This window comes from Saccharopolyspora thermophila (assembly GCF_014646075.1).
Lineage (GTDB): Bacteria > Actinomycetota > Actinomycetes > Mycobacteriales > Pseudonocardiaceae > Saccharopolyspora > Saccharopolyspora thermophila.
In genome coordinates this window covers 25,893-46,927 of record NZ_BMMT01000015.1, presented here as the reverse complement: position 1 = coordinate 46,927, position 21,035 = coordinate 25,893, and the positions used below count along the sequence as shown (strand labels likewise).

Sequence of the window (21,035 nt, the reverse complement as noted above, 5' to 3'; positions counted from 1 at the left end):
CTGCGCGCATCGCTCGTCACCCGGTCAACGGGACGGCGACGTGCATGCCGACCACCTCGCCGTCCTCCACCCAGCCGATCTGGCGCAGCGACGCCAGGTCCAGGTCCACCCCGCGCCGTTCGGCCTCGCACAGCAGCGCCACGACCGGTGGTGGAACGGCGGAATCGACCAGCGGCAGCGGCTCGTCGTGCCGCCAGCTCACCACCAGCTCCGTCCCGGCGGGCAGCACACCGCCGACCACCGTCCACTCCGCGACGGCCCAATCCGGCGGCACCGCACGAGCGACCGGCCAGCAGCACACCAGCTCCACATCGTCCTCAGTGGACCCGGCGCGCACCGACGACCAGAACGGGCCGGTCGGCTTGTTGTCCGCGGCCACCAGCGCCTGCCACAGGGCGGCGAAGGCGGCGTTGGCCCGCTCGTCGTCCTCCTCGGCACCCGACACCGGCAACACCACACCCGCCCACGGCTGCGCCGCCACCTCGCACTCGCGAGCCTCCCAGCTGCGCTCGCACTCCAGCAGCGCGCTCGCCGCGGCCAGCGCGGCGTCCTGCCGCCGCCGCTGCTCGGCCAGCCGCGCCCGGTGCTCGGGCGAGCACCACCGCCGCCTCCGCGCGCCTCCGCACGGCCCGCCCGGCCTCATCCAGGCCGACGTCGGCGGCTCGCAGCGCCCTGAGCCGGATCGCCTGCTCCAGCTGACCCGCCGAGTAGCGGCGGTAGTTCGACCACGGATCCACCGCAGCCGGGGTCAGCAGGCCCTGCCTGTCATACAACCGCAGCGCCTTCGGGCTCAGGCCGGTCAGCTGCGCGAACTCCCCGATGCTGAACATGCGGCCAGTGTGGACCCTGCCCTCGGGGCAAGGTCCACCAACGCTACTGCGCCTCCAGCGCGGGCTCGGCCTCCGGCGCGTCGTCGTAGCGGGCGATCTCGATCAGATTGCCGTCGGGGTCGCGCAGGTACAGCGACGTGATCGGGCCCTCCGCGCCGGTCCGGCTGACCGGGCCCTCCTCGATGCGCACGTCGTTGGCGCGCAGGTGCTCCTGCACCTCGCTGAGCGCGTTGCCGGTGATGAAGCAGAGGTTCGCCGAACCGGGCACCGGGTGCATCGCGGTCGGTTCCACGAGTTCGCTGGCGGCGTGCAGCTTGATGGTCTGCCGGCCGAAGCTCACCGCCCGCCGGTCGTCGGGGAACGTCACCGGCGTCATGCCGAGGATCTGCGTGTAGAACTCCAGTGCCCGATCGACATCGGCGACGGTGAGGACCAGGTGGTCCACTCTGTCGACGCTGATCATGATCCTCCTCGGGGTTGGCGCGCCACGCGGTTGTTCGGGGGAAGCCGCGCCTCTTTTGCGCCCAGCAGCCGTCGCCACCGAACGCGTAGGGCAGGCTATCCGCATCGAGCCGCGGCGGGTTCGGGCGGCCCCGCCGACGGTGATGTCCACCATGCAACGCACCGCAACCCGGCCGAACGCGCGCGGTGCGGTCTTCGTAACGGACCCGCAACCTCACGTGGCCGCGCCCGGTTCAGTGGGCGGCGGCGCCCCAGGAGCGGCCGACCCCCACCGACACCTCCAGCGGGACGTCGAGCTCGTAGGCCGCCCCCATCTGCTCCCGCACCAGCTTCTCCACCTCGTCGCGCTCCCCGTCGGCGACCTCGATGATCAGCTCGTCGTGCACCTGCAGCAGCATCCGCGACCGCAGGTCATTGTCCCGCAACGCACGGTGCACGCCGAGCATCGCGACCTTGATGATGTCGGCCGCGCTGCCCTGGATCGGCGCGTTGAGCGCCATCCGCTCGGCCATCTCACGCCGCTGCCGGTTGTCGCTGGCCAGGTCGGGCAGGTAACGGCGCCGACCGAGGATCGTCGAGGTGTAGCCGTCCTTACGGGCCTGCTCCACCACCTCCCGCAGGTAGTCCCGCACCCGGCCGAACCGGGCGAAGTAGGCGTCCATCTGCGCCTTGGCCTCCTCGGCGGAGATCCGCAGCTGCTGCGCCAGCCCGTACGCGGACAGGCCGTAGGCCAGCCCGTAGGACATCGCCTTGACCCGGCGGCGCAGCTCCGGGCCGACCTCCTCGATCGGCACCCCGAACGCCCGCGACGCCACGTAGTTGTGCAGGTCCTCGCCGGTACGGAACGCCTCGATGAGCCCCTCGTCGCCGGACAGGTGCGCCATGATGCGCATCTCGATCTGGCTGTAGTCGGCGGTCATCAGCTCCGCGTAGCCGTCGCCGACGACGAAGACCTCGCGAATGCGGCGGCCCTCCTCGGTGCGGATCGGGATGTTCTGCAGGTTCGGCTCGGTCGACGACAACCGACCGGTGGCCGCGATGGTCTGGTTCAGCGTGGTGTGGATCCGGCCGTCGTCCGAAATGGACTTCACCAAACCGTCCACAGTGGTCTTCAACCGGGTGGCGTCGCGATGCTCCAGCAGGTGCTGCAGGAACGGATGCCCGGTCTTCTCGTACAGCGTCTGCAGCGCCTCGGCGTCGGTGGTGTAGCCGGTCTTGGTGCGCTTGGTCTTCGGCATGTTCAGCTCGTCGAACAGCACCACCTGCAGCTGCTTCGGCGAACCGAGGTTGATCTCCTTGCCGATGACCCCGTACGCCTCCTGCGCGGCCTGCTTGACCCGGGCCGCGAAGTGCGCGCCCAGCTCGGCCAGCTGCGCGGCGTCCACGGCGATGCCGGCCGCCTCCAGCTCGCTGAGCACCACCAGCAGCGGCAGCTCCAGGTCGGTGAGCAGCCCGCGGCTGTCGATGCGGTCCAGCTCGGCATCCAGGGCTTCGGCGAGCTCGGCCACCGCCCGGGCCTTCACCAGCTCCGCGGCCGCGGCCTTCTGCTGGGTCTCGGCCTCGTCCTCCAGCAACGACAGCTGGCCGTCGTCCTCGCCCCGCTCGACGCGCAGTTCCCGCTGCAGGTAGCGGACCACCAGGTCGGGCAGCTCGAACGACCGCTGGCCGGGCCGCACCAGGTAGGCCGCCAGGGCGGTGTCGCTGGTCAGACCCGCCAGCGTCCACCCGCGGTCGCGGATGGCGTGCAGCGGGCCCTTGACGTCGTGCGCGGCCTTCGTCGCGGCCGGGTCGGCCAGCCACGCGGCCAGCGCCGCCTCGTCCTCAGGGGTCAGCGACGCGGCATCCACATAGGCGCCCGCCCCATCGGCGGTGGCCAGCGCCACACCGGCCAGGTCGCCGCGCCCACGCGCCCACTGCCCGGTGAACGACAGGCCGACCCGGTTGCCGTTGCGGGCGTGCTTGTCCAGCCACGCGCCCAGCTGCCCGGGCTGCACGACGCCGCCGGAAATCTCGAAGCCCTCCTCGACCTCGGGTTCGGCGCTGGACAGGGTGGCGAACAGCCGGTCCCGCAGCACCCGGAACTCCAGCTCGTCGAACAACCGGTGCACCGCGTCACGGTCCCAGGGGCGCACGGCGAGCTCGTCCGGCGTCGACTCCAGCGGCACGTCCCGCACCAGCTCGGTCAACTGACGGTTGAGCAGCACCGACGACAGGTTGGCCCGCAGCGCCTCACCGGCCTTGCCCCTGACCTCGTCGACGCGGTCGACCAGCTCGGCCAGCGAACCGAACTGCTGGATCCACTTGGTGACGGTCTTCTCCCCCACGCCGGGGATCTTGGGCAGGTTGTCCGACGGGTCGCCGCGCAGCGCGGCGAAGTCGGGGTACTGCTCGGGCGACAGTCCGTACTTCTCCCGCACCTTCTCCGGGGTGAACCTGGTGAGCTCCGAGACGCCCCTGGTGGGATAGAGCACGGTGACGTCGTCGGTGACCAGTTGCAGCGCGTCCCGGTCGCCGGTGCAGATGGAGACCCGGTAGCCACCGGCCGTCGCCTGGGTGGTGAGGGTGGCGATGACGTCGTCGGCCTCGTAGCCCTCCTTGCTCAGCACCGGGATGTGCAGCGCGCCCAGCACGTCCTGGATCAGGCTGACCTGGCCGCGAAACTCCTCGGGCGTGGCGCCGCGGTTGGCCTTGTAGTCGGTGAAGGTCTCGCTGCGGAAGGTCTTGCGCGAAACGTCGAAGGCCACCGCGAGGTGCGTGGGCTGCTCGTCGCGGAGCAGGTTGATCAGCATCGAGGTGAAGCCGTAGACCGCGTTGGTGTACTGCCCGGTGCCGGTCTGGAAGTTCTCCTTCGGCAGGGCATAGAAGGCGCGGTAGGCCATCGAGTGGCCGTCGATGAGCAGCAGGCGTCGGTCCTCGGAATGCGTCACGGCGGCGAGTCTAGGCTGACGTGCTGACAGGCGGTGACCGGAGGCGACAGGAGGGAACAGTGGTAAGTCCGCTCAACAATGGTGAGACGATGACCAGCGAGAACGACCGGTTGAACCCGGTGCTGCGAGCCGCTGACGAGCAGCTCACCGAGCGGATGGGCATTGAGATCATCGAATCGGGACCCGATCGGGTGGTCGCGACGATGCCGGTCCAGGGCAACCGCCAGCCGTACGGGTTGCTACACGGCGGGGCGAACGCGGTGCTGGCCGAGACGGTGGGGTCGGTGGCCGCCGCCCTGCACGCCGGCGCCGGCCGCATCGCGGTGGGTCTGGAGCTGTCCTGCACCCACCACCGCGCGGTCACCGAGGGGGTGGTGACCGCCGTCGCCACGGCCCTGCACCGGGGCATGACGACGGCGACCTACGACATCACGATCACCGACGAGCAGGGGCGGCGGACCTGCTCGGCGCGGCTGACCTGCGCGTTGCGCAAGCAGCCGCCCCGGCGCTGATCAGGAGAGGTTCTCCAGCACCGCCTGGGCGACGGCCTTCATCGTGGTCCGCCGGTCCATCGCGGTGCGCTGCAGCCAGCGGAACGCCTCCGGTTCGGAGAGGTTGTGCTTGGTCATCAGCAGGCCCTTGGCACGCTCGATGACCTTGCGCGCCTCCAGCCGCTCGGTGAGGTCGGCGACCTCGGCCTCCAGCGCCTGCACCTCGGTGAACCGCGACACGGCCAGCTCGATGGCCGGCACCAGGTCGCGCTTGGCGAACGGCTTGACCAGGTAGGCCATCGCGCCCGCGTCCCGCGCCCGCTCGACCAGGTCACGCTGGCTGAACGCGGTGAGGATGACCACCGGGGCGATCCGCTCACCGGCGATGTTGGAGGCGGCCTCGATGCCGTCCATCTTCGGCATCTTGATGTCCAGGATCACCAGGTCGGGGCGCAGCTCCTCGGCGAGCCGGACGGCTTCCTGCCCGTCCCCGGCCTCGCCGACGACCTGGTACCCCTCCTCGCGGAGCATCTCGACGAGGTCGAGTCTGATCAACGCCTCGTCCTCGGCCACGAGTACGCGACGTTCGACGGGCTTGGCCTCGCGTGGGTCCTCGGCAGCCGGCGTCGTCACCGGGATCCTCCAGTAGAACTCGGGTCCGCCGATGCGGTTTCGCACCGGAAACCGCAGCTTACCGGGTGTTCTTTGACGGCGACGTAAACCTGCGACGTGACCATGGCGACATCGATTCAGACCCGGGCCCCGCGCCGCCGCTGGAACAGCAGGTGGATCTCGAGGATGCCGGCGGAGCGGGCCCCGCTGCGACGGGGCTCCGACGCCGAGGGTGACGATCACCACCCGGATCACCAGCAGCGTGGTTCCCGTCCGGAAGCCCCACGCATCAACCGGAACTTCGGCCCCTCTAGTTCCTTCCAGTCCGTCCCCGAGGACACGCGTATGCCGAGCACCCGGTGCGCGAGGATGATCAAGCCTGGCGTATGCTTTCTTCCAACCAGCCCCGGTAGCCCAATCGGCAGAGGCAGCGGACTCAAAATCCGTCCAGTGTGCGTTCGAGTCGCACCCGGGGCACGTACAAGATGCACAGCCAGCCAGCCCGTTCACACGCTGGACCAGCCTCGGCTGTCGAGTAGTCTCGCTGCCTGGCGGCCGCCGCAATCAATCACCTCCACGTGCGTGGAGAGCACGACAACCCGGAGGCCGCCGAGACGATCCCGCACGGACCACCTCCACGTGCGTGGAGAGCACGTCGACCGCATCGCCCGCAAGCTCGGCATCGCCGGACCACCTCCACGTGCGTGGAGAGCACGCTGTGGGCGGTAACGGTGAACATGGTGACGTCCGGACCACCTCCACGTGCGTGGAGAGCACGGACCGAATACACCGACGAGCAGAAACAGGAGCGGACCACCTCCACGTGCGTGGAGAGCACGTCGAACCACTACTACAGCCGTGTCGGCCCGGACGGACCACCTCCACGTGCGTGGAGAGCACGCCAGGCAGGCGAGGCGCCCCTCGTGGCCGGGCGGACCACCTCCACGTGCGTGGAGAGCACACCACGCGGACCCATTTCTCTTCGCGCAGCACCGGACCACCTCCACGTGCGTGGAGAGCACGTCCCCACCCCGTGGAAGCAGATCAACCGCTACGGACCACCTCCACGTGCGTGGAGAGCACGAGTTCGACGAGTACGTCGAGGCGTGGAACGACGGACCACCTCCACGTGCGTGGAGAGCACACTTCGCGAACTGCGGTTTTAAGAGCGTGCTTGTTCATTTTGGCGCGTTGGTGGGGGTTGGCGGGCCCGGAGTGCTGGCGTTGGTTCATTTGGGTGAGTGCTATCGGATGGGCGGTGGTTTGGTCAGGGGAAGTGGCTAGCGTACGGCGCACTGGGAACCGTGCTGGCCGTTCGAGTCGCACCCGGGGCACGTACACGCTGCACAGATGGATTACGTGCTTTGTGCATGCGACCTTCCCTTCCGCCTGTTCTCCGAGCTGGCTCCCCAGCTCGCGGAGCGCCTGCGGGTCAGCCATCTACCAAGGTGAGCTTGTCAAGCGCGCAGGCGGCGCGGGCGCGTAGCTGTTCGTCGTCGAGATCTTCTGGGCTGTCGTGAAGGGCAGGGTCGGCGACGTAGGCGTCGACGTCAGCGAAGAGTCCGTCGAGGGTGTCGAAAGTATCTTCGTCGAAGTGTGCGGTTTCGGCCTTGAACATGGCGAGGTAGCGCGTCTCAAACTCGTCGGCGGTGATGCGACGTTCGATGAACGAGCGGATGAGCTCGATGTAGGGCTGGAGTGATGCGTGCATGGTGCCTTCCGGGTTATCCGCCGCCAAGCTTGCCTCGGGTGATGACATTGTTCAATTGTCCCCCGCTCAGCCGCCAGCCAGTCCAGAACTCGCCGCTGGGCTTCTGCACGACCGCCAGACCGGTCTGTCGGTCGAAGTACAGAATCGCTGGCTCGCCGTGGTAGGTACCTACCTTGGACTCGGTGGTGGGGCTCTTGACGAAGTCTTGCAGGGCCTCGTCGAACTTTTTGAAGCCCTCCGCTCCGCGGGGTTCGGTCACGCCGAAGTCCGCGGCGTGTTTGTACTTCTTCTCCAGCTGGCCGCGCTCGGTCTTCAGTTCCGGCAGCTGTGATTGCCCGCCACCCGTGGAATTCCCGACGCTGGTGGCTTCGGCCTGGGTGGTGTTGGGGTCGGGGGTGTTGTTGATGGCCATGGTCAGCGCAGCGCCGGCTTCGGCGGCGGCGACGGTGGTGACCGCGCCACTGATGGCGATGACGAAGTCGGCGGCGACCGCGGCCAAGCGGGCGGTGGCACTGTCGATAACCACCGCGCCCGCGCTTCCGCCGATCGCCGTGCCGCCCAGTGGGGTGGTCAGCAGGGAGGCTATGAAACCGACACCGGTGGCCGCAGCGAGTTCAAGGCTGGTTTCTTCGACGATGTCGCCGATCTTGTCGCGGGTGTGCTCCACCGGGAGGCGTAGTCGCCACAGCTGTTGGCCACTGCGGCGCACGCGGCGGGCAGGCTGGTGAGCAGCGCGCTGTCTTTGACGGCGACGCGCTGCCAGAACTCTTCCAAAGCGTCGAGGTCTTCGGCGACGTTGTTGGCCGCAAGCGACAGCAACTGCGCATGCAGATCATCGGCGATTGCCTGCACCCCGTCACGGGTGGCGGCGAACGCGGCCGCGAGCTCGTGCATTCGGGCAACGTCCCCGCTGGGGTAGTACGGCACCACCCAGTCACTGATCGTGGCCAGCAGGTTCGTATCACCATCGCCCAGCACCGCGGGAGGCTCTGCCGCGGCGGGGCAGGTGTCGGGCCATAACGGCGGGAAACCGCCACCGGGATCGGAGCCTGCGGATTCGGCGTCGGCTCGGCGGTGGTTTTCGGCGGATTCGGCCAGGCCACGAGCGATCCCGCCCAGCAGCTCGTGCAGCCGGACGAACCCGCTGAAGATAGCGCGCACGGCAGGGGTGTAGGAGGCGTCGAACTTCTGCGCAGGTTCATCGTGCCCGGCGGCGCCGGTGAGTTCCCGGAGCCGGTTGTCCAACGTCCGGTAGGTCTGCATGACCGCGTTCTGGCCATCCCGGAACTCCTGCGCGACCCGGTAATAGTCCTCCGGGCGCACATCAACCGGCGTCGCAGGCCCCGGCTCGGGCGCCGGCGCCAAGGGCGGTGGTGGGGCGGTCACTACTCAGACTTCCCAGATCTTGGCGTTCGTCCGCACCGCCGAGGCATGGTTGCCGTGCGCGGTGACCAGCAGCCGATGCATCTCGCGCACGTTCACCCGCATCTCCGCGACCTCCCGGTCCCACTCCGTTTGCGCCGCCTGATAGGCGTCGGCGGCCTCCCCCGTCCAGGACGCCAGCAGCCGCACCACCACGGCTTCCAGGTCATTCAGCCGGAGGTCAATCTCATCGACGGCCTTCCGCAGCGCCTCTTCACCGGCTTTTAGAGCGCGGAAGTCCACCACGATCTGATCCACCTGCACTCCCCCAGTTCGTCAACGCCCCGATGAGCTTCGAGGTGACCGACCGCCGAATCTCACACACGCTACGATCCCGCACAACCGATTCAGCGAAAATCACATCCGAGATCGCTCAATAGCACTAACTCTCCAGCAGTAAATCGTGATGTTCATGGTTCGTGGGTTCGTTGCCGCTAATAGTGCGCCTGTTCGCTGCGGTATTGAGGTCGTCGTCGCCAATAGGAACGCCGCACGACATGCCGAACGGGCTGTGTGGGAGCAATGACCAGCGCGGCGAACTGGCAACTGCGGTTGCATGTCGCCGAGACCTGGCCGTACAGGCCGGATACGACCGTTCGAACCGGGAACCCATGCTCGTCCGGCAGCGGCTCGTCGTTCATCGCGACCGCCAGCAGCGCTCCTCGGTCGGGTTCGAGCAGTACGTCGAGCGGGGTGCCCATGGTGTAGCCGTCAGCGCTGGTGGTGAACAGCTGCTGCGCCTCGGGCCGCAACCCCCCTCGAGGAGCAGGCCGCGCATCGGCACCCCGGTGAAGACGGCGCCGCAGATCAGCGCACTCGGCGGATGCGGAAGCGTTTCGGTGGTTGTCGCCGGGCCAGCGTCTTGCTGGCGGAGATGTCGGTCGGGACGATCGACCAAGCGCTGACGGCGGCGTTGGCTTCGAAATTCAATATGCTGCGGCTGCATGCGCCGGCGAACAAGGTGCTCCTGGTCGACGAGGCACACCTACGATCCGTACGCTCAGGCCCTACTGGGGCGGCTGCTGGCCTGGTACGGCCGAATGCAGGTGCCGGTTGTGCTGGTGTCGGCCACGCTGCCACGCCATATCCAGGCCGCGCTGACGCGTAACTACCTGGCCGGAAACGGCATCCAACGCGGAGGTCGAGCCCGCACCACCGTAGGACTCGCGTGCGCACACCTCGTCGATCAGATCACTCCACATGCGTGGAGAGCACGGGACTCCTCCCTATGAGTTGAACCCAACGACCGGACCAGCTCCACATGCGTGGAGAGCACGACGGCGGGAATCATCCCCTCAACAGCCTGGGAGGACCACCTCCACGTGCGTGGAGAAGAGCACCTGGGCTTTGGGATCGCGTCCAGGAGCTGCGCGGACCACCTCCACGTGCGTGGAGAGCACTAGTGATGGCTTCCCCTGGTGCTGCCAACCAGCGGACCACCTCCACGTGCGTAGAGAGCACTTTGGAAGAAAGCGGGTCATAGCTGTACCCGCCGGACCACCTCCACGTGCGTGGAGAGCACGTCGTCCTTGATCTGCTGGTAGACGCCGAGCGCGGACCACCTCCACGTGCGTGGAGAGCACGCGACGATGCGCGGCTGCACGTGCTCGTTTGCCGGACCACCTCCACGTGCGTGGAGAGCACTGGTCGAGGAGGTGCTGGCGCGCCTCGAGGAGCGGACCACCTCCACGTGCGTGGAGAGCACACTTCGCGAGCTGCGGTTTTAGGAGCGTGCTTGTTCATTTTGGCGTGTGGGTGGGTTGGCGGGCCTGAAGTACTGGTGTTGGTTCATTTGGGTGAGTGCTATTGGATAGGTGGTGGTTCTGTCAGGGGATGTGGCTAGTGTACGGCGCGCTGGGAAGCGTGGTGGCTAGTTGACGTTGGACTGGGGGCGTACGTGGTAGTGGATCTCCGGCTGTGGGGCAAGGAGCGCGGGCTGGGCGGGGCTTGTTATCCCGTGGTATGTCATGGGTTGGATACCGCGGCGGCGGCGCGGGTGCTGTGGCGGCATACGTCGTGGGCACCTCGACATCGTCGTCCCCTCCCTTGCCCGCTCTCGCGACCGCCCATGAGCGCTTGGCCCCGCAAACCCAGAGCGAGGCAGGCCCCGCTGGAGGCCCACCCACTTTCCCAGGTCCTGCCCCACAACCCCACTTGACAAAGACATAGAGGCACCGCCCGACGCGGCATGGAGTAACGGCCTGACGCATGTGATCCGAGTAGGTCGGCCGCCGACGAAGGTAGGACTGCTCCATTTGGGGGGTTTCTTTGGTTGAATTCGATGCTTCGGCCACGGGTGTCAGGGGCGGTGGGCATCATGTGGCGCGGTTGATCAACAAACTGTGCGTTGTGGGATGGCGCGAGACTGGGGTAGGTGCGTGTTCGAGATCAGTCCCGATGCTCGGGTGTTGGGCCCGTGGGGCAAGGCGGGTAAGGCCAAGGTTCCGCATCCGTTGGTGTGCCATGTGATCGATACGGCTGCGGTGGCAGAGCAGCTCTACGACGTGTTGTTGGGGCCTGAAGTGCGGCGTGCTCTGGAGACGGGGCTGGCTTCACTGGGGGATGTACGGTCCTGGGTCGCGGTGTTGTGCGGTCTGCACGATATCGGCAAATGCAGTCCGATCTTTCAAGCCATGCGCCCGGAGCTGGTCTGCTATCTCGGTGAAGAGGCGCGCGAACTGGTGGAAAATCTCCACGAGAGCTCGAAAGATCCGCAGGTGAAGACGATGCACGGCACGTTGACGGCGGTGCACCTGCGTGACTGCCTACCGGCCTGGGGTGCGAGCCCTGAGCTTCGTGATGCTCTCGCCTATGGGCTCGGTGGGCACCACGGTTCGCTGCTGTCGGCCCATGCGGTGCAGCGCGCGAGTGACAAGAGGCGACATCACGGCGAAGGGCCTTGGCGCGAGTTGCGGGCCGAGCTGGTGCGGACGGTGGCGGAGCTTTGGGAGCTCGGTGATCCTGAACGGGCTGCGTGGCATGCGGCGTCGCTGGACGTGCCGGGGATGGTGGGGATTGCCGGGCTGGCGTCGGTGTCTGACTGGATCGCCTCCGACGTCATGAATTTCCCGTTCGCCGAGCTGCCGCTGACCGACCTGGGTGCCTACCGCGACCGGGCCCGGGCGCAGGCGGCCACGGCGGTGGTCGAGCGCTTGCGGTGGAAACCGTGGATTCCGCCGGTGGACACGTCCTATTCGGCATTGTTCTCGGGTCAACGGCGGCCGTTGCAGGAGGCTGTCGAGGAACTGGTTGCTGGCCGGGACGAACCGGGGGTGCTGGTGATCGAGGCGCCAACCGGTGAGGGCAAGACCCGTGCTGGGTTTCAGGCTGCGGCCGCGCTGGTGCGTCAGCTGGGCTTGTCGGGGATGTACTTCGCGCTGCCGACCCGGGCTACGGCTGCCCAGGTGCACGCCGAGCTGGCGAAGGCCGGCAGCGCGCTCGGCCTCGAGGAGCCGCCGAACCTGGTCCAGGCCGGTAGCGATCTCGCTCCGTTGTCAGTGGACGAGGACGGTGATGGCGAGCATGACGGGCACGAGTGGTTCACGCGCAAACGCGGACTGTTGTTCCCGGTCGGGGTGGGCACGATCGACCAGGCGCTGCAGGCGGTGATCCGCTCCCGGCACGTGTTCGTGCGGTTGACCGGGTTGTCCGGCAAGGTCCTCGTCCTCGACGAGGTGCACGACGTTGATGCGCACATGACCACGCTGCTGCGCCGGTTGATGTGGTGGTGCGGCCGGTTCGGGGTCCCGGTCGTGCTGATGTCGGCCACCCTGCCTGCCGGCGATCGTGAACACCTCATCGCGCAATGGCGTGCAGGACGTCGCGGCCTGGGCCCCGCCAAGGCCGAGCCGCTTCCGACCGAACCTGGTGGTCAGCAGGTCAGCTGGACCGGCGCGTGCGGCGAGCCGGAGCGGCGGCGGATTGGGCTGTCGGAGATTAATGCTCGGCGTCCTGCAGTGGCTGTGCACCACCTGCCTGAGGAGGAGCTCACCGGTTGGCTGCGTGAGCGGGTGAGGTTTGGCGGATGTGCGTTGGTCATCCGGAATTTGGTGCGCGACGCGCAGCAGACGCACGAAGCTCTTGCTGAAGAGATCAAGACCTGGGATCGCAAGCCGGAGTTGAGGTTTCTCACCGGGCAAACCCCGAAGGCACAGCGCGCCGGCATCGAGGACTGGTTGCGCGCGAACTTCGGGCCCGAAACCGTGGACCGTCCGCACGCCATCGTCATCGGAACCCAGGTGCTGCAGCACAGCCTCGATCTCGACTTCGACCTGTTGGCCAGCGACCTGGCCCCGATCAACGAGCTCATCCAGCGGCTCGGACGTATCCACCGCCACCTGCGTGCTAAGGCGCGAATGATCCCGGAGCCGGAGTTCGCGCTTGTGCAACCACCCGAGGGTAAGGAAGGTCCAGTATTCGCGCGAGGATTGCACAACGTCTACCATTACGCGCTGCTGCTACGGACGTGGAATGTGCTGTGGGGCCGCGCAGAGCTGAAGCTGCCATCGGAGACCGCAGACCTCGTCCACCACGTCTACAGCGCCCCTGCGCAAGTGCAGGGACCGCTGCGGCGACGCGTCGAGAAAGCCGAACTCAGCATGTCCACCCAGGACAACGATGACGAGTCGAGGGTGCGCCGCTTCTACCTGCCAGCGCTGCGGCCCGGCGATTCCGTGCGCGACCTGACCTACCAACCCACCGTCGCGGCCCGCACCCGCAAGGACACTCCATGGAAGGAGCGGACGTGACCGACGGCGACACGCTCCGGCTCGAGCCGTTCACCGTCGTGGTGCTGCTGCCGGGAGATCCACACCCCCGTGCACTCGACGGCACTCCAGTCAACCTGTCCGACGCCCACGACCTCACCGACGCCGAGCAGCAGGCACTGCTCGACTCGTCCGTGCACATCTTTCCCGACGACCTCACGGAACGCTCCTACGAGGCGGTGGCCGAGCTGCCGATTCCGCGCTGCTTCAGGCGCTCGGGCTGGCTGCAGGACCACCACGCACTCGTGCTTGACGAGGCCGCCCGGACTGGCCCGGTGCGCTTCGAGCTTCACGAGATCTACGGGTTGTGCATCGAGGAGGACGAGTGACCCGACCATCGTTCGACCTCACCACCGAGCCGTGGATCCCCGCGCTCGGCCTGGACGGCCAACCGTACGTGTTGAGCCTGCGTGAGATCTTTTGCCGCGCACACGAGCTGCGGTGGTTGGATGCCGAAGCGCCACCGATGACCGGAGCGCTGCACCGGCTTCTGCTGGCGGTGCTGCACGCCAGCCTCGACGGACCGCGCACCCCGGAGGACTGGGGTGCTCTCTGGGAAGCCATGGAACTTCCGAGCAGACCGGTACACGACTATCTCGACAGACACGCCGGTGGATTCGACCTTTTCGACAGGCAGCGACCGTTCCTTCAGTGCCCCGCTCTGGCGTCGGTGCGCGCGCGGCCAGCCGCGCAGTTGGTGCATTTCCGGTCGGTCGGCAACAACGGCACGCTGTTCGACCACACCACCGCTGCCGAACCGCTGCGGCTGTCCTTCGCCGAAGCCGCACGGTGGCTGGTGACGGTTCAGTGCTATGATCCAGGCGGGACGAAAACTCCCTATAAGAAAGTGAAAAACTCGTCCGCGGGCCTGGGTAACAGGTTCGGCATGGTCCTGGTTGAAGGCAACACGCTGAAGGAAACCCTGCTGCTCAACGCCCACCGCTTCGACCGCGACTACGGTCGGCCTTGGAGCTCGGCCTACGAAGACCGGCCGGCCTGGGAGTCTGAGCCCCCGCAGCCGGAACCGGATACGCGCGAGCCCTACGGTTGGCTTGATCTGCTGACATGGCCAGCTCGGCGAGTGCTGTTACATCCGACCGCTGACGCCCGTGAGCCGGAGGTCGATGGCGTGGTCATCACCCCGGGCACGACGATCAAGAAAACGGGTCTGCACGGCGCCGAGCTGATGGCTGCCTTCGAACGGCCGCATGCGAAATCCAAGAACAAGAATTCTTCGCAGTGGAATTGGAATCCGGTGCGGCTGGGGGAGCTGCGCGGCATTTGGCGCCACGCGCGGACGTTGCTGCTGGCCGAGGACGAGCAACAGCACCAGCGACCCATGGTGCTCGATCACGTCGCCGATCAGGTCGAGCGAGGGACCTTGTCGCGGCACGCGGTGTTTACCATCCGGGTATTCGGCCAGCAGCTTGATGACAACGGTGGCGGCTCGGTCTACACCTGGCTGCAAGAACAACTGCCCGCGCCGGCCGCGCTGCTGACCGCGCGTCATCCCTGGCTCGGCGGAATACTCGGTAGCTGCGTCGCGCTGGCTGATGGGATCGGTGACGCGTTGACCAGCTTGGCCAAGGACTGCCGCAAGGCTTTTCATGCCGAGCATTCCGCCGAGGTCAAGCGCAGCGCGAAGCACAACTTCGGCCTCGTCCAGGACTATTGGCCGAAACTACCGTCGGCATTCGCCACGCTGCTGCTCAGCCTCGGCTTGGCTGTCGACGACGAGAGCTCGCCCAAGCCACCGGTTTTCGAATGGAAGCAGACGGTGCGTGCCCACGCCACCGCAGCCGCTGATCAGCTGATCAATCAGCTTCGGGAACGCCAGGCACGGCACCTTTACGAGATCGCCGGAGCGTATGCGAATTTTGAACGCGAAATCGCCAGGTGTTGCCGGACCTTCGACCGCCAGATCGCCGCATATCTGCCGTAAGACGGAGACCCATGACCACTACTGAGAAGCCACCGGTGCACCAGCGCCGTCGGGCGTTCATCGACAAACTCGACAGACTTGCCCGGGACCTGGCGTCCGGAGACAAGCACCTCGTCGGGCAGGCTCGCCGGAGCTTTGCCCAGCTGCGACGGTCGGTCAGCGGACAGCGATACGAACACGAGGCGATGTCACTCATCTTCGAGTTCGATCCGCCGCGGGAGGAGGAGCAGATCTGGCTGACCATCGCCGGATTGTTCGCGCTCAACCCGCAGACCAGCAGCGCACCACTCCGGCTGGGTGCCGCGCTACGTCGGCTCGACCAACGACGCCCGGGCACCACCGCACAAAAACGACTGCGTCAGCTACTGGCCGCCGACGCGAACTCCTTGCCACAGCACCTGCGCTCGACCCTGCAGCTGCTGGCCAGCCACGACATCGTAGTCGACTTCCGCTCACTGCTGGACGATGCGGTAACCCTGCTGCGGCCGCATCGCGACGAAGAACAGGAGCGCAACACCCGGTGGCGGTGGGCACGGGACTTCCACCGGCAGGAGAACACGAACACCACCAACAACAACGACCTTTCCCAGGAGAATGACGAGTGATCCTCGAACTGCACCTGCTCCAGTCCTTCCCGGTCAGCAACCTCAACCGCGACGATCTCGGACAACCCAAGACCGCCACCTTCGGTGGCGTACCCAGGGCACGGATCTCCAGCCAGTCCCTCAAACGAGCGGCGCGGGACGAGTTCGACCAGCACGGCCTCGACGCTGCCGACCTCGGACAGCGGACCAAACGGCTGGAACTCGAAGTCACCAAGCTGCTCAGCGATCCTGATCACGGCTACGGCCGTGCCGCTGAGGCTACCTCACCGGTCGTGGCCGCGGCGTTCAACCAGTTCCGTTTCAAGACCGAGGCTACCGGCTTTACCAAGTATCTTTTGTTCGTCGACAAGAACACAGCCCGGCTGCTGGCTGAGTTCTGCAATGAGAACTGGGACGCACTCTCCGCGTACGCCGCGAAGGCGCAGAAGGAACGCGAGGCCAAAGAGGCCAAGAAGTCCAAGAAGACCACCAGCACGGGGGACAGCGAGAACCCCGTCGAGAAGATCGCCAAGATCGCAACGGACAGCAAGCTCAAAGCTATCGCCAAGGACATTTTCTCCGCGCGGCGGGCAGCCGATATCGCCCTGTTCGGGCGCATGATCGCCGACAACACCGACCTCAACGTCAACGCCGCCTCACAGGTCGCACATGCGATCTCCACACACGCCGTGGCGACAGAGTTCGACTACTACACCGCGGTCGACGACCTCAAGCGTGACGACGAGCCCGGTGCGGACATGATCGGTACGATCGACTTCAACACCGCATGCTACTACAGTTACGCCAACCTCAACCTCGCGCAGCTCACCGAGAACCTGCAGGGCGACCACGAGCTCGTTGCCCAGGCAGCGAAGGCGTGGCTCGGCGCCTTCATTCATTCCACTCCCAGCGGCAAGCAGACCACCACCGCCGCCCGCACCATGCCTGAGACCCTGCTGGGCACGGTACGCACCCGCGGTGCGTGGAACCTGGCCAACGCCTTTCTGCGCCCTGTCACCGGCACCGACGTGCTCGGCAGCTCAACCAAACGGTTGTTCGCCCACTTCCAGACGCTACGCGCTTTCTACGGCACCACTGACCTGCGCACCGTGGCAGGCGCCGCGCTGAGCTGCAGCAGCGATCCGCTGCCCGCTGAGGACACCGTCGCCGACGTCAACGAGTTCACCAACCGGCTGCTGACCACCGCGCTGGATGCTGCATGACCCACACCCTCGCCCTGTGCCTGGACGCGCCCATGCAGTCCTGGGGACTGCGCTCCCGATTCCAAAGCCGCGACACCGCACACGAACCCACCAAGTCCGGAGTCATCGGACTGCTCGCTGCCGCACTCGGCATTCCACGCGATCTCGACCGTGAGATCCAGCGCCTGGCCAAGGTACGGATGGGGGTGCGCGTGGACCGCGAAGGACTCGTCGAACGCGACTTCCACACGGTCAACAACGTGCCCAACACCGAGGGGGCGAACCCTCGCACCGTCATCAGCCACCGCTACTACCTGGCCGACGCGGTCTTCCTCGTCGCCCTTCAGCATCCCGACCGCGATGAACTACTGCGCTGGCACGCCGCCCTGCTCAACCCGCACTGGCCGATCTACCTGGGCCGCAGAGCCTTCGTCCCCGCACGGCCACTCGTTGCACCGGCTCCCGACAGCCCTTGGCTCGGTATCGCTGACGCGCCCCTCGAAGATGTGCTCGCTCAGCATGATTGGCTGGAAAACCGGACCGCACCGCACCAACGCCTGGCAAAAGCAGTGAGTGACGGAGACGAGCATTTCCTGCGCACCCTCGTTGACACCAGCCCCACCGACGAACTCGCCGAACCGCGCAGGGACGTCCCCGTCTCCTTTCACCCGCGCAACCGCCTGTTCGAGACCCGCTCCGTACGCGCCGGACACGTCCAGCTCACCGCATCCATGATCCACACCGGAGCACACCCGTGTACCTGAGCCGCCTCATCCCCGACACCACCTCGCTCGCCTTCCGCCGCGACTACGCCGACCTGCACCACATGCACCGGACCGTCATGTCCGCTTTCCCCGATATCACCGACGAAACATCCGCCCGCGCGCACCACGGGGTGCTCTGGCGACTGGACCCCGGCCGCACCGGTTTCATCCTCTACGTCCAAAGCCGCACCCGGCCCGACTGGAACCACCTCGGCAGGAACTACCTCACCCGCCCGGCCGAGATCCGCGACCTTTCCGCCGTACTCGAAGCGCTACAACCCGCGCGTACGCTGGCGTTCCGGCTCCTGGCCAACCCCACCAAACGCCTCCGCCTCATAGACCAACGCGCCCCCGAGCACAAGGGACGCCGCGACAACCGCTACCCGATCCGCAAGCCGAGTGACCAGATCACCTGGCTAATCAACTGCGGTAAAAGGTACGGCTTCACGATCCCCACAGGCTCCGACGCCCGTCCCGACGTAGCGGTCACCCCCTCCCCACGACTCACCGGATATCAAACCGGCAAGCGCACCAACAAACTCACCGTCGATTCGGTCCGCTACGACGGACATCTCGTCGTCACCGACCCCGACGCTCTCGCCAACGCCCTGGTCACCGGCATCGGCCCCGCCAAAGCCTACGGCTGCGGCCTGCTCTCTCTCGCCCCACCACACCGCTGAGGTTGACTCGCTGGAACGGCATCTGGTTGTGCGCGAAAAGGCAGTGACGATGTCCTCCTGGTTGGTTCAGATCGATGTCTCCCCGCGCTGTACCCGCCTGTTCACCTGCGGGCTGCTCAAGCGCCGCGACCTGCGTCGCGACCTCTGCAAGGCGGGGATATGGGTGCGGTACAACGTCGCCCGCCGACGTCTACATCCACCCCGACAACAACGAACAGCGCTACACCATCAAAACCGCCGGCCGACGCCGCCGCCACATCATCGACCACGACGGCCTCCAACTCATCGCCTACACCCCCGAACCCACCACCCAAGACCACCAAAACGAGCAACTACCCTTCTAAAACTCCAGGTCGCAAAGTGTCCTCTCCACGCACGTGGAGGTGTTCCGTGTTTCTGCCGAGGCGATCGATACGTGTGCACGTCCTCTCCACGCACGTGGAGGTGTTCCAGGTACTACTGACCTCGGTGGGCTCCTGACCGCGTCCTCTCCACGCACGTGGAGGTGTTCCGTCGTCGGCATTGGAAAGCAGGAGCCGCTGATCGTCCTCTCCACGCACGTGGAGGTGTTCCGGTCTTCCGGTTCCCGGCGAATCAGCCGGTCTGGTCCTCTCCACGCACGTGGAGGTGTTCCGGACAAGATCCCTCTGATCTCGGGAGACGGTTTGTCCTCTCCACGCACGTGGAGGTGTTCCGTCGTGGCGTCGGATAGCGACCGGGCCACGTGTCGAGACGGTCGACGTGACCGAGAGCCGCCCCCTGGAGCGTTACGAGGGCCCCCGGGCGTCGTTGCCCGCTCGGTCGCGGCGGCGGCCTTGGGATAGTCGGTTCGATTCCGGCGGGCGCCGCAGTACTGGCCTCGGCTGTGGCGACCTGTGCCGGGCCATCGCGTTGTCGTCCTGCGGGGGCTTCGAGCAGCTCGTAGATTTGCGGGGTGGGGGGAACGAACGATGCGCCGACAGCGTCCGTCGGGGGCCGTGCCGATCAGCTGCCACGTGGCGTGGTGGTGCTCCTGGGGATGGCCGCGGCGGTCGTCGTCGCCGGCGGTGTGAAGGCCGTTGGCTGGTTGATCGCGCCGACCTTTCTCGCGATGGTCATCGTCATCGCGACCACTCCGGTTCCGACGTGGCTGGTCCGGAAGGGATGTCCGCGGTGGCTGGCCACCGTGGTGCTGGTTGCCCTGGTGTACGCGGTGCTCATCGCCTTCGCGCTGGTCGTGGCCGTCTCGGTGGCTCGTCTGGCCACGATCCTGCCGCAATACGCGCAGCACGCTGACGCCCTCGGCGCCGAGGTGACGCAGGCCCTGGCGAGGTTCGGCATCGGGCCGGAGCAGGTCAAAGCAGCCGCCAGCAAGGTCAACTACGGGCAGTTGGCCGGGTTCCTCGGCACGTTGCTGTCCGGCCTGGCCGGAGTGAGCACCAACCTGGTGTTCCTGCTGGCGCTGCTGCTGTTTCTGGGTATCGAGACCAGCGGGGTCGGCCGTCGGCTGGCCATCGTGTACGCCGCACACCCGCGTATGGCCGGGGCGCTGGACGGCTTCGTTCATGGGACCCGCAGCTACCTGGTGGTCTCGACGGTCTTCGGCCTGATCGTCGCTGTGCTGGACACCGCGCTGGCGCTGCTCGGGGTGGCACTGCCGATCCTGTGGGGCCTGCTGGCGTTCATCACCAACTACATCCCGAACATCGGTTTCATCATCGGACTGATTCCCCCGGTTCTGCTGGCGCTGCTCCAGGGCGGCTGGCAACTCGCGCTGACCGTGGCCGGGGTGTACATCGTGCTCAACTTCGTGGTGCAGAGCCTGATCCAGCCACGCTTCGTCGGTGACGCCGTAGGGCTGTCGGTCACCGTGACGCTGCTGTCGCTGGTGTTCTGGACCTGGGCGGTCGGGCCCTTGGGTGCCGTGCTCGCGGTCCCGTTGACATTGCTGGTCAAGGCGCTTCTGGTGGACAGCGACCCGCGGGCGACGTGGGCGAACGCCTTCCTGGTCTCCGACCGGGTCACCGCCGAGCAAGCCCGGCGCGCCGGTTAGCCACCGGGACGCGATGTCGTCGCGCGGGAGGCTTTCGGCTCTTTCTCGGACTCACCAGCCGTCGAACCATGGAATGCGTACGTGGCCGATGACGACTTCGAAAGGCTGAGCAACTATGACTTCTTCAGTGGCCGAACAACAGCTCGATGCGGTGGCGCACGGTGACGTGCCGGTCCTCGAAGAGCTCGCTCAGATGCACATCAACACACTGCCGAATTCAGGGCTCGACGAACGGACCTACCACCTGGTTCGTCTCGCCGCGCTGATCGCGATGGACTCAGCCCCGGCGTCCTACCTGGCGAACCTCCAGGTTGCCCGTGATGCGGGAGTGACCGTTGAGGATGCCCAGGCCGTGTGCGTGGCGATCGCACCGATCGTCGGCAGCGCGCGGATTGTCTCGGCCACCGGAAACGTCCTTCGCGGGCTTGGCCTCGGTGCGGCGATCAGCGAACAGAAGTAGCGCGAAGGAGGGCGCCTGTCGGCGCCGGTTCCACCACTGGTGACCACCGTCGCTCATCTGTCGCGCGACCGGCCGACCGTGTCCAGGGCGTCCGCACCTGGCGGGGGGCGCCGCCCTGGAACACGCCTGAGGGCGAGCCGTGCCCGCAGC

The 21,035-nt window shown here is 66.9% G+C and carries 22 protein-coding genes, 1 tRNA gene, 1 pseudogene and 2 CRISPR repeat arrays; of the genes and pseudogenes, 13 read left to right on the top strand and 11 right to left on the bottom strand.

What is annotated here, in order from left to right; translation table 11 throughout:
• Positions 1-16 precede the first annotated feature (16 nt).
• From IEY17_RS19315 to polA, 4 genes and pseudogenes are all read right to left on the bottom strand, one after another.
• Positions 17-643, bottom strand: coding sequence for a hypothetical protein (locus IEY17_RS19315; protein ID WP_229680334.1), 627 nt, complete (start codon positions 641-643; stop codon positions 17-19).
• Positions 644-683: 40 nt separating this feature from the next.
• Positions 684-830 (bottom strand): annotated as a pseudogene (locus IEY17_RS25535) (MerR family DNA-binding transcriptional regulator); the annotation flags it as partial.
• Positions 831-873: 43 nt separating this feature from the next.
• A complete protein-coding gene (locus IEY17_RS19310) occupies positions 874-1,293 on the bottom strand; it encodes a VOC family protein (protein WP_188989770.1) in 420 nt (139 codons plus the stop codon).
• A 232-nt stretch (positions 1,294-1,525) separates the two neighbouring features.
• Positions 1,526-4,219, bottom strand: coding sequence for a DNA polymerase I (gene polA / locus IEY17_RS19305; protein WP_188989768.1), 2,694 nt, complete (start codon positions 4,217-4,219; stop codon positions 1,526-1,528).
• Between the two features lie 89 nt (positions 4,220-4,308).
• On the opposite strand from polA, the gene IEY17_RS19300 reads away from it, so the two are divergent.
• Positions 4,309-4,731, top strand: a complete 423-nt coding sequence (locus IEY17_RS19300; RefSeq protein ID WP_188989766.1) for a PaaI family thioesterase — start codon at positions 4,309-4,311, stop codon at positions 4,729-4,731.
• Here the strand turns inward: IEY17_RS19300 and IEY17_RS19295 are convergent, their stop codons facing one another.
• The gene (locus IEY17_RS19295) at positions 4,732-5,343 is read right to left on the bottom strand and encodes an ANTAR domain-containing response regulator (RefSeq protein WP_188989764.1); all 612 of its coding nucleotides are present in this window, start codon (positions 5,341-5,343) and stop codon (positions 4,732-4,734) included. It lies immediately after the preceding gene.
• A gap of 382 nt (positions 5,344-5,725) precedes the next feature.
• On the opposite strand from IEY17_RS19295, the gene IEY17_RS19290 reads away from it, so the two are divergent.
• Positions 5,726-5,799: transfer RNA gene (locus IEY17_RS19290), tRNA-Leu, on the top strand.
• An 87-nt stretch (positions 5,800-5,886) separates the two neighbouring features.
• Positions 5,887-6,467: direct repeats of the CRISPR family, unit length 30 nt; unit sequence CGGACCACCTCCACGTGCGTGGAGAGCACG.
• 287 nt (positions 6,468-6,754) lie between these two features.
• On the opposite strand, the gene IEY17_RS19285 is transcribed toward IEY17_RS19290, so the two are convergent.
• The 6 genes from IEY17_RS19285 to IEY17_RS19260 form a co-directional block, all read right to left on the bottom strand.
• Positions 6,755-7,081, bottom strand: coding sequence for a colicin immunity domain-containing protein (locus IEY17_RS19285; RefSeq protein WP_188989762.1), 327 nt, complete (start codon positions 7,079-7,081; stop codon positions 6,755-6,757).
• The gene (locus IEY17_RS19280; protein WP_188989760.1) at positions 7,047-7,700 is read right to left on the bottom strand and encodes a colicin D domain-containing protein; all 654 of its coding nucleotides are present in this window, start codon (positions 7,698-7,700) and stop codon (positions 7,047-7,049) included. Before IEY17_RS19280 ends, IEY17_RS19285 begins: the two co-directional genes overlap by 35 nt.
• Entirely contained in the window at positions 7,616-8,356 is a 741-nt protein-coding gene (locus tag IEY17_RS19275; protein ID WP_188989758.1) for a WXG100 family type VII secretion target, read from the bottom strand. Before IEY17_RS19275 ends, IEY17_RS19280 begins: the two co-directional genes overlap by 85 nt.
• Before the next feature lie 66 nt (positions 8,357-8,422).
• Positions 8,423-8,713 carry a WXG100 family type VII secretion target gene (locus IEY17_RS19270; RefSeq protein WP_229680320.1) on the bottom strand — a complete coding sequence of 97 codons (291 nt, stop codon included), beginning with the start codon at positions 8,711-8,713 and terminating at the stop codon, positions 8,423-8,425.
• Positions 8,714-8,889: 176 nt separating this feature from the next.
• Positions 8,890-9,207, bottom strand: coding sequence for a molybdopterin-dependent oxidoreductase (locus tag IEY17_RS26140; RefSeq protein ID WP_373289903.1), 318 nt, complete (start codon positions 9,205-9,207; stop codon positions 8,890-8,892).
• 55 nt (positions 9,208-9,262) lie between these two features.
• Complete coding sequence (locus IEY17_RS19260; RefSeq protein ID WP_188989939.1) at positions 9,263-9,415, bottom strand: hypothetical protein; 153 nt, start codon at positions 9,413-9,415, stop codon at positions 9,263-9,265.
• Positions 9,416-10,352: 937 nt separating this feature from the next.
• On the opposite strand from IEY17_RS19260, the gene IEY17_RS26135 reads away from it, so the two are divergent.
• The 11 genes from IEY17_RS26135 (at position 10,353) to IEY17_RS19205 (ending at position 20,885) form a co-directional block, all read left to right on the top strand.
• Positions 10,353-10,613, top strand: coding sequence for an HD domain-containing protein (locus tag IEY17_RS26135; RefSeq protein ID WP_373289902.1), 261 nt, complete (start codon positions 10,353-10,355; stop codon positions 10,611-10,613).
• A gap of 220 nt (positions 10,614-10,833) precedes the next feature.
• Positions 10,834-13,203 carry a CRISPR-associated helicase Cas3' gene (cas3, locus tag IEY17_RS19250; RefSeq protein ID WP_188989754.1) on the top strand — a complete coding sequence of 790 codons (2,370 nt, stop codon included), beginning with the start codon at positions 10,834-10,836 and terminating at the stop codon, positions 13,201-13,203.
• Complete coding sequence (locus IEY17_RS19245) at positions 13,200-13,550, top strand: hypothetical protein (RefSeq protein ID WP_188989752.1); 351 nt, start codon at positions 13,200-13,202, stop codon at positions 13,548-13,550. Before cas3 ends, IEY17_RS19245 begins: the two co-directional genes overlap by 4 nt.
• A complete protein-coding gene (gene casA, locus IEY17_RS19240) occupies positions 13,547-15,163 on the top strand; it encodes a type I-E CRISPR-associated protein Cse1/CasA (RefSeq protein ID WP_188989750.1) in 1,617 nt (538 codons plus the stop codon). Before IEY17_RS19245 ends, casA begins: the two co-directional genes overlap by 4 nt.
• A gap of 11 nt (positions 15,164-15,174) precedes the next feature.
• Positions 15,175-15,768 (top strand): type I-E CRISPR-associated protein Cse2/CasB, encoded by a 594-nt coding sequence (casB, locus tag IEY17_RS19235; protein ID WP_188989748.1) that lies wholly within the window; start codon positions 15,175-15,177, stop codon positions 15,766-15,768.
• Entirely contained in the window at positions 15,765-16,970 is a 1,206-nt protein-coding gene (cas7e, locus tag IEY17_RS19230) for a type I-E CRISPR-associated protein Cas7/Cse4/CasC (protein ID WP_188989746.1), read from the top strand. The genes casB and cas7e overlap by 4 nt, the downstream gene beginning before the upstream one ends.
• Positions 16,967-17,713, top strand: coding sequence for a type I-E CRISPR-associated protein Cas5/CasD (cas5e, locus tag IEY17_RS19225; protein ID WP_188989744.1), 747 nt, complete (start codon positions 16,967-16,969; stop codon positions 17,711-17,713). The genes cas7e and cas5e overlap by 4 nt, the downstream gene beginning before the upstream one ends.
• A complete protein-coding gene (gene cas6e, locus IEY17_RS19220; protein ID WP_188989742.1) occupies positions 17,704-18,393 on the top strand; it encodes a type I-E CRISPR-associated protein Cas6/Cse3/CasE in 690 nt (229 codons plus the stop codon). The genes cas5e and cas6e overlap by 10 nt, the downstream gene beginning before the upstream one ends.
• A gap of 74 nt (positions 18,394-18,467) precedes the next feature.
• Positions 18,468-18,737 carry a type I-E CRISPR-associated endoribonuclease Cas2 gene (locus IEY17_RS19215; RefSeq protein ID WP_188989741.1) on the top strand — a complete coding sequence of 90 codons (270 nt, stop codon included), beginning with the start codon at positions 18,468-18,470 and terminating at the stop codon, positions 18,735-18,737.
• Between the two features lie 18 nt (positions 18,738-18,755).
• A CRISPR array of direct repeats spans positions 18,756-19,088; the repeat unit is 28 nt; unit sequence GTCCTCTCCACGCACGTGGAGGTGTTCC.
• Between the two features lie 305 nt (positions 19,089-19,393).
• Entirely contained in the window at positions 19,394-20,425 is a 1,032-nt protein-coding gene (locus tag IEY17_RS19210) for an AI-2E family transporter (protein WP_229680319.1), read from the top strand.
• A gap of 127 nt (positions 20,426-20,552) precedes the next feature.
• Positions 20,553-20,885 (top strand): carboxymuconolactone decarboxylase family protein, encoded by a 333-nt coding sequence (locus IEY17_RS19205; protein WP_229680318.1) that lies wholly within the window; start codon positions 20,553-20,555, stop codon positions 20,883-20,885.
• Positions 20,886-21,035: the final 150 nt, after the last annotated feature.

Excerpts from the sequence above, each read along its gene's own strand:
- IEY17_RS19315 (WP_229680334.1), bottom strand. The coding sequence starts at position 643 with ATGAGGCCGGGCGGGCCGTGCGGAGGCGCGCGGAGGCGGCGGTGGTGC.
- IEY17_RS19310 (WP_188989770.1), bottom strand. The coding sequence starts at position 1,293 with ATGATCAGCGTCGACAGAGTGGACCACCTGGTCCTCACCGTCGCCGAT.
- IEY17_RS19300 (WP_188989766.1), top strand. The coding sequence starts at position 4,309 with ATGACCAGCGAGAACGACCGGTTGAACCCGGTGCTGCGAGCCGCTGAC.
- IEY17_RS19285 (WP_188989762.1), bottom strand. The coding sequence starts at position 7,081 with ATGTCATCACCCGAGGCAAGCTTGGCGGCGGATAACCCGGAAGGCACC.
- casB (WP_188989748.1), top strand. The coding sequence starts at position 15,175 with ATGACCACTACTGAGAAGCCACCGGTGCACCAGCGCCGTCGGGCGTTC.
- cas5e (WP_188989744.1), top strand. The coding sequence starts at position 16,967 with ATGACCCACACCCTCGCCCTGTGCCTGGACGCGCCCATGCAGTCCTGG.
- IEY17_RS19215 (WP_188989741.1), top strand. The coding sequence starts at position 18,468 with ATGTCTCCCCGCGCTGTACCCGCCTGTTCACCTGCGGGCTGCTCAAGC.